The following is a 6,110-nucleotide window of genomic DNA, read 5'->3' as shown; positions in this document are numbered from 1 at the left end:
GGTGAATTCAGTTGGCCTAGATGGACGCGGTGCCATTTTCTCGCACATTGCGAGCCTTTGCCGCAATGCGCGATCTATTATAAGTTATTGATCTGCTGTGAGAATCTACGAGATGCGAAGCGCATTTTCTGGCTGATACCGGTTCGCGCCTTGTCCTTCAAACGTCTGCACCTGGGCCGCCAGGTGTGCACCCAGGTGCGATCGATGACTTGCTGGTCCTTGAGCAGCCAGGGTTCCTCATTCGCCCATGGTCTGCAACACATCCTGCTTGACGATCTCGATGCTGCGCAGGTTGAGCAGGCGGATCACGCCCTTGTCCTTCAGGCGGGTGAAGACCCGCGACACGGTCTCGATGGTCAGGCCGAGATAGTCGCCGATGTCCATACGCGACATTGGCAACTCCACCTGCCGCAATCCCCCCTGCCGCTCTGCCATGTCGACCAGGAAAGCGGCGACGCGTTCGATAGCGTTCTGGCGGCCGAGGACGAGGAGGTGCTCCTGCGCCCTCGTCAGGCCCTTGAGCGCCAGGGGAAGCAACTGATGAGACATGTCGGCCCCAGCGCTGAAGCGGAAGGCGAGTACCCCGGTGGCATTGATCGCTTCGGCGAAGAAATGATGCGTCGTGTCGGCTTCGAAGCCGAACGTCTCTCCGGCGAGGTGGAAGGCGCTAATCTGCCGGCGGCCGTCTGCGAGCAGGCGGTAGATGCGCACGGCGCCGAATTTGACCTGGTAGAAAGCGCCGGCCTTCTCGCCTTGAGCATAAATCTCCGAACCGGCGGGAAAGAAGCTGACCTGCTGTTGCGTGTCCGAGTCGAAGGCCACTGGCAGGCTTGGCTGAGCGGAATGCGACGGCAATGAAATCCTGGAGGCGGTGTAAGCGTGCATGGCTGTTGTCCCGGTTGTTCCGTGACACAGCAATCGCGCGAATCTGCGGACGCCGAAATTCGGTTATGTCCCTACGGAAAACTACCTAGGCGAGGCGTGGACGCCACCGGCGTCATTGACAAAGGCCGATGCATGCTTCGAACGTGGACAGTCCATTGCGCAGCAAGTCATTTCGGCGAGCCTCGCTGCCTGTGTCTAATGCTGCAGCGTCGCGATGTAACCCGCCAGGTTGTGGATGCGTTCCGTGGTCACCACCTCGCCGCCGCTGGGGCCGTAGGTTTTGGCATCGTCCTCGAGGAATTGACGACCCCAGACGGGCATCTCGCGGTTGCCATGGCTTGTAATGGCATAGCGACCGTCGATCGTTGCAAAGACCCTCGAATAGGGAAAAGTCCCGCCATTGTGTTGAGAAAGATGCGTCAGGTCGGCCGGTCGTTTGGCCAGCAGGTCGCGCAAGGGGCCGTCGCCCTTGCCTCCTATGCCATGACAAACGGCACAGGAATTCAGATATTCTGCTTGACCGTAGCTCATTTCCTGGGCTGCGGCTGTATTCAAGGTCAAGCCCGCGCATGCCGCCATCGTCAAGAGTTTCATATACGCTCCAATCAGCTGCCGTTAGCATGGGCTACCTGTGTTGCCATTCTGGCCTGCGGAGCGATGTTCGCATTGAGCCGGATCAAATCGTCCTGGCGGGACCAAGCCAGGTGGCGGCTGGGTCGGAATCAAAAATGGTTTCTCGCACCTCCCTCCGGCAGCGGTCGTCCTTCTGTCGATGCATCTGATTGAGTGCGGTGGGACTCGACAGCGAGGTGATCCATGCAGTGCATGAAATTGGTGACTACGGATTCCCCTGGCGCGGATGCAATCTTGTAGGTCCGCATTTCGGCGTTTGAGTCTGGGCGTGCAAAATGCACTTCATAGACCCCGGCAATCACGGCCCTGATGAAAGCCGTGGCGACAAGAGGGTCCTGTGTGGTCGCCATGACGGTACCGTCGTCATAGCTTTCGTAATCCAAATGGCCGAGCGAATTGAATGTGCGCGAGCTGAACGCAGCGGCTGAAATCCGTACTATTTGATATGTGCCTGATGCGGTGAGGTCGGCCGCACCCATCAGAAAGCCGGCCAGAACCGTTCCGTCGAATTTGTTGTAACCGGCAATCGTAATGAACTTGACGGCTTCCCGCGATGGCGGGTTGCTGGCGTCGAGGACGATCTCGCATACCCTTGCTTCTTCGCTCTCGTCGGCCCAATTGCTGTATGCCACCCCCGTCGGAAAGATCGTGGACCCGGAGCCCTGGCTGGCGCCGAGCAGAGCTAGCGCGGTCAAATGGCGAAGTGCGACGAACATGCGTTCAGTTCCTTCGCAATATCGGGCTCAGGCATCGCACGGTCAGGATGCAATGGAGGCTATCTGGACATCGTTCCAGGACCGAAGCCCGAGCGCCCCATGCCCATGCCCATCATCGGCAGGACGATATCGTCGGCGGCCCGCCTCTGCTCATCGCTCAGCTTTGCGTATAGTTTCTCGACGGCTGCCCTCACGGTCTTCACCTGTTCCAGACGCGCTTCGAGATGGCTCTGTTGGTAGGCCAGTCGCTCGGGCAGGGGTTTCTTCAGGAACTCGCCGTCCTGGAATTCCTTGAGCATGTCTTGCATCAACGCATTGTGAGACTCGGCCGTGCTGCGGATGACTCCGGCAAGTTCATCCCAGGATGGCATCTGCTCATCGGTGATCTTCAGTTCCGTCTTAAGGAAGGCGAGGCGTCCGTCGACCCGATCGAGCATCTGGTCTGAATCATAGCCACCCATGGGGCCGCCCATGCCCCATTGACCCATCATCATGCGGCCCATGCCCCAGTGAGGCCACCACCCGGAATCGTTGTCTTCAGCCCCGGCCATAACGGGCATCGCGACAAGGCTCAGCATCAGGCCGGCGGCAACACTACTGCGCAAGCTGAACATCCGTCGTCTCCTTCACAGCGAATTCCTAGTGTCAAAGAAATCACACGGCGGCGCTGAAGCCCTTGACCTGCATCAATGGGCGCCGTCGATCCGGCCATAGCCGTAGGTGGGAATTGTTCGGGAGAGCTTTAGTAAGAGTGGCTTGACGGAATCCCGCGCCATCTGAAGCACGCCTTTATGGGACGGAAGCATCGGCTGGATTAGACGCGGGCAATTTGGCCGTGATATGTGGGTCCACGTACGAACAGGGAAGCGGCTGCGGCTGCTTGTGATGAATGGATAAGCGGATCGCCCGCCTGAATATCGAGTATTTTCGACAGCGCCTGGCCGAAGAGCAAGATCACCTCAAGCGGAAGGCCTTGCTCGAACTGCTCGAGAAAGAAGAGCAAAAACTCAGAAAAGCCGAAGAAGCCGATAACGGAACAAACAGACAGAACAACAAATAACGAAACACGGCAATTCCGCTAAACATCCGTGTTGTCAGGTTCCCATATTCTCCAATGGGTGGGTGAGATATGCAGCCGTTCCTTCGTGGCCGACTTGGTCCAGCCTGTCAGTATACGCCTGCAGGGAAAAACGAGGGCATGAACGCCATCCCGGTCTAAGACGGCCAATTTCAGATCCTGATCAAAAGGGGCAGTCGATATTGGTTGCCACATGGGTTGATTTTTGGAAGGAACGGCGAAGGCGTCCTTGACGCAGGTCAAATCCAATGACCGGACATCTTGCTTGCCGGACACGTGAATGCCTTCCAAATGGCGATCAGTAGTCGCGCCTCCCATAGTTGGGCTGCCACGTTCCGCAAGGTCCGCCATTTCATCATTCCCTGCTACGCAGGCTTGGCACATTGATTGTCGCTCCCTGCTTTGGCGTTGAGAGGCGCGGAGGTGGGGTTGGGTTCACCAAGATCGAAACGACGATCTGCCTCTGATGACATCAATGGCGCATTGTCTGTCCTTGCGAAATTCGGTTTGTTCCTTAAGAGATTTCACCTAGACTAGCCTTGCCGCAGCGGACCTGCATTGGCGTAGGTGGCTTCAAGCGGCCCGCACTTGGGTGTAGAGTGTTGGGCGATTGAGGAATGTCATGGACCGCTTTATTGCGCGTGCCAACATCGCCCATTTTCAGGATCTTCTCGGGCGCGAGACAGATCCCCAACAAAAGCGTGTCATCGAAAACCTGCTGGCGTTGGAGCAGAAGAAGCTTGAGAGAGCCGAAAGCCAAGCTCGCGATCAGTCAGGTGCGGCCGACAAACCGGGTAGTGCTGGACGAAAATCGCGTTGATAGGGTGCGGCACAGCGGCCCCGGGTCGAAATAGCTTCGGTGCCCCGACCAGGTACCCAACCAAACGCAGCTTGGCATATCGTTAGAGAAAGTCTCAGCACGCCGGTAAGGCGCGCTGAGACGAGTGGGTAGCCACGCCTGTTACGCAGCCTTGACCGTGATCTTCTTCTCGGCCTTCTGGGCTTCGCTGGTCTTGGGCAGCTTCACGGTCAGCACGCCCTTGGTGAAGCTTGCATCGATCTTGTCGGTGTCGACGCCTTCAGGCAGCTGGAAGGAACGCTGGAAGGAGCCGTAGCGGCGCTCGGACAGATGGTAGTCCTTGTCCTTCTCTTCCTTTTCTTCCTGCTTCTCGCCCTTAATCGTCAGCGTGCGGTTGGAGAGCTTGATCTCGACATTCTTCTCGTCGATGCCGGGCAGTTCGGCCGTGATTTCATACTGCTTTTCCTTCTCGACGAGGTCCATCGCCGGCGCCACCGGCCAATCCGTGGCGCGCAGCGACGGCAATTCACGACCGAACAGAGACCGGGTCGAGGGCAGCCGGAAATCGAACGCGTGGAAGTCGTCGAACAGTCGGTCGATTTCGCGACGCAAGCTTTCGAACGGTGCCGTCCAGTTGTCGGACCGGGCAGGGGCAGTGCTTTTCTCTGTCTTGACGGGGAGTTTGGTGGCAGCTTCGGCCATGGTTCTTCTCCTTTGGTGAGTTGATCGGCAGGTATCGCCGCCTCCACTCTTCCACCTTTACGTCTCCCAAGAGGCGCCAGAGCTGGAGGTCGGCGAATCCGCTCGCCCGGTGTCATCGCCGAACTGGTCCATCGTTGCGCGAACCCGCGGTCTTGCCGCGATCTATCGCGTCCGCGTCGCCGCGTCCGGCTCAGCCTGACGAGGACTGCATCAAAGCAGTTGCACAAGGGAGGCTCATTGATTGGGATCAATGGCGAGGGAAAAAAGTCGTCAGCCGGAACTCGAGTTGAGAGGCGCGACCACCAAAAGATAGCGCGATGACCGGAAACACCGTCCCCCCGGCACAGCAGTCCGATGGTCAAAGGTGTTGTCGCTCAAGTTCGGCGCATGAATAGCCGAGTGCCGGCAATCCCTCGGCGAGATGGTCCGCGAGCAACGGCGTCCCACAGAGATAGTCGGCCACATGCTCGTTGTGAGCGTAGGTTGCCTGCTTTCGGACACTTCGCCATTCATCGGCCGAATGATCGTCGCGGCCCAGCCACATCAGGGCGACCAGGTCGATCTGTGCGTCGAACGAAAGCTCGGAAATCAGCGACTGCAGCTCCTCAAGAACTGGGTCGTCGGCATGATCCTCCAGGATCGCGGCGGACCGATCGTCGGACGGATTGGACGCGGGGTTGGGTTCTGTGACCGGATCCTTGGCATCGAATTCACGCGCCTTCATGATGATGAAGCACACGGTTTCGAGGGGAACTTCAAGTTCCGTTTCCCCATTGCCAACTCCCTTCGCGGCTCTTCTCATCATACCGTTTCCTTCAGTTGCTGTTCATTTTCGCGTCCGCGCACGACGCGTTTGCCGATCATCAGCCCACGTGTCTCGGTGACGACCGTGCAGCGCCCTTCCGGCTGGCCTTCGGCCTGGAAATAGATCACGACCCAATCGCGCGTCTTCGCCAGTTCGTGCGCCAGCCTGGTGTTCGAGAAGAACGCTGTGAAATGCCAATTGTCATGGCGCGCATGCAGCACCGGCAGCCACGCCTCGCCTTTCGGGTTGAAGCGCTTCGGTGCAATCTTGCGGAGCGCGCCGGCCGCAGCCTTTTCGCGATACATGTGATCGACTTCGAGCAGCATCGACACTGGCGGCAGGGGGTAGGGCTGATGTGCCCTTCTTGTGCGAACCCTGCCGAGCCGCTCGGCGAGTGCTGCCGCCAGCATCTCCTTGCGCCTGTGGCCGATACCCTTGATATGAAGTGCGCCGCCATGAAGCGCGTTCTCCAGGTCTTCGAGGGTCTCGAGC

The 6,110-nt window shown here is 58.5% G+C and carries 8 protein-coding genes and 1 pseudogene; 2 read left to right on the top strand and 7 right to left on the bottom strand.

What is annotated here, in order from left to right:
- Positions 1–237: 237 nt before the first annotated feature.
- The 4 genes from C1D09_RS07130 to C1D09_RS07115 all read right to left on the bottom strand — a co-directional run bounded on the left by C1D09_RS07130 (position 238) and on the right by C1D09_RS07115 (position 2,848).
- On the bottom strand, positions 238–885 hold the full coding sequence (locus C1D09_RS07130; RefSeq protein ID WP_143973613.1) for a helix-turn-helix domain-containing protein: 648 nt from the start codon (positions 883–885) through the stop codon (positions 238–240).
- A gap of 195 nt (positions 886–1,080) precedes the next feature.
- On the bottom strand, positions 1,081–1,479 hold the full coding sequence (locus C1D09_RS07125; protein WP_143973612.1) for a c-type cytochrome: 399 nt from the start codon (positions 1,477–1,479) through the stop codon (positions 1,081–1,083).
- 128 nt (positions 1,480–1,607) lie between these two features.
- A complete protein-coding gene (locus tag C1D09_RS07120; RefSeq protein WP_143973611.1) occupies positions 1,608–2,234 on the bottom strand; it encodes a hypothetical protein in 627 nt (208 codons plus the stop codon).
- Between the two features lie 59 nt (positions 2,235–2,293).
- On the bottom strand, positions 2,294–2,848 hold the full coding sequence (locus C1D09_RS07115) for a Spy/CpxP family protein refolding chaperone (protein WP_246135670.1): 555 nt from the start codon (positions 2,846–2,848) through the stop codon (positions 2,294–2,296).
- A 275-nt stretch (positions 2,849–3,123) separates the two neighbouring features.
- On the opposite strand from C1D09_RS07115, the gene C1D09_RS33060 reads away from it, so the two are divergent.
- Entirely contained in the window at positions 3,124–3,294 is a 171-nt protein-coding gene (locus C1D09_RS33060; protein WP_167514515.1) for a hypothetical protein, read from the top strand.
- A 640-nt stretch (positions 3,295–3,934) separates the two neighbouring features.
- A complete protein-coding gene (locus tag C1D09_RS07105) occupies positions 3,935–4,132 on the top strand; it encodes a hypothetical protein (RefSeq protein ID WP_143973610.1) in 198 nt (65 codons plus the stop codon).
- 141 nt (positions 4,133–4,273) lie between these two features.
- Here the strand turns inward: C1D09_RS07105 and C1D09_RS07100 are convergent, their stop codons facing one another.
- The 3 genes and pseudogenes from C1D09_RS07100 to C1D09_RS07090 all read right to left on the bottom strand — a co-directional run.
- Positions 4,274–4,813 (bottom strand): Hsp20/alpha crystallin family protein, encoded by a 540-nt coding sequence (locus C1D09_RS07100; RefSeq protein WP_143973609.1) that lies wholly within the window; start codon positions 4,811–4,813, stop codon positions 4,274–4,276.
- A gap of 358 nt (positions 4,814–5,171) precedes the next feature.
- Positions 5,172–5,615: a DUF3775 domain-containing protein gene (locus tag C1D09_RS07095; protein WP_143973608.1), complete on the bottom strand. Its 444-nt coding sequence runs from the start codon at positions 5,613–5,615 to the stop codon at positions 5,172–5,174.
- A pseudogene (locus C1D09_RS07090) lies at positions 5,615–6,110 on the bottom strand (DNA-binding protein); the annotation flags it as partial. The pseudogene C1D09_RS07090 and the gene C1D09_RS07095, both read right to left, overlap by 1 nt.

The sequence above is a fragment of the Mesorhizobium intechi genome, from assembly GCF_002879535.1.
Taxonomy (GTDB): domain Bacteria; phylum Pseudomonadota; class Alphaproteobacteria; order Rhizobiales; family Rhizobiaceae; genus Mesorhizobium; species Mesorhizobium intechi.
Note: the sequence above shows the minus strand (reverse complement) of the source record. Positions and strands in the feature narration are given on the sequence as shown.

Bases quoted from the DNA above. Each gene is read 5' to 3' on its own strand.
- C1D09_RS07100 (WP_143973609.1), bottom strand. From the start codon at position 4,813: ATGGCCGAAGCTGCCACCAAACTCCCCGTCAAGACAGAGAAAAGCACT.
- C1D09_RS07105 (WP_143973610.1), top strand. From the start codon at position 3,935: ATGGACCGCTTTATTGCGCGTGCCAACATCGCCCATTTTCAGGATCTT.
- C1D09_RS07120 (WP_143973611.1), bottom strand. From the start codon at position 2,234: ATGTTCGTCGCACTTCGCCATTTGACCGCGCTAGCTCTGCTCGGCGCC.
- C1D09_RS07125 (WP_143973612.1), bottom strand. From the start codon at position 1,479: ATGAAACTCTTGACGATGGCGGCATGCGCGGGCTTGACCTTGAATACA.
- C1D09_RS07130 (WP_143973613.1), bottom strand. From the start codon at position 885: ATGCACGCTTACACCGCCTCCAGGATTTCATTGCCGTCGCATTCCGCT.
- C1D09_RS07095 (WP_143973608.1), bottom strand. From the start codon at position 5,615: ATGAGAAGAGCCGCGAAGGGAGTTGGCAATGGGGAAACGGAACTTGAA.
- C1D09_RS33060 (WP_167514515.1), top strand. From the start codon at position 3,124: ATGGATAAGCGGATCGCCCGCCTGAATATCGAGTATTTTCGACAGCGC.
- C1D09_RS07115 (WP_246135670.1), bottom strand. From the start codon at position 2,848: ATGTTCAGCTTGCGCAGTAGTGTTGCCGCCGGCCTGATGCTGAGCCTT.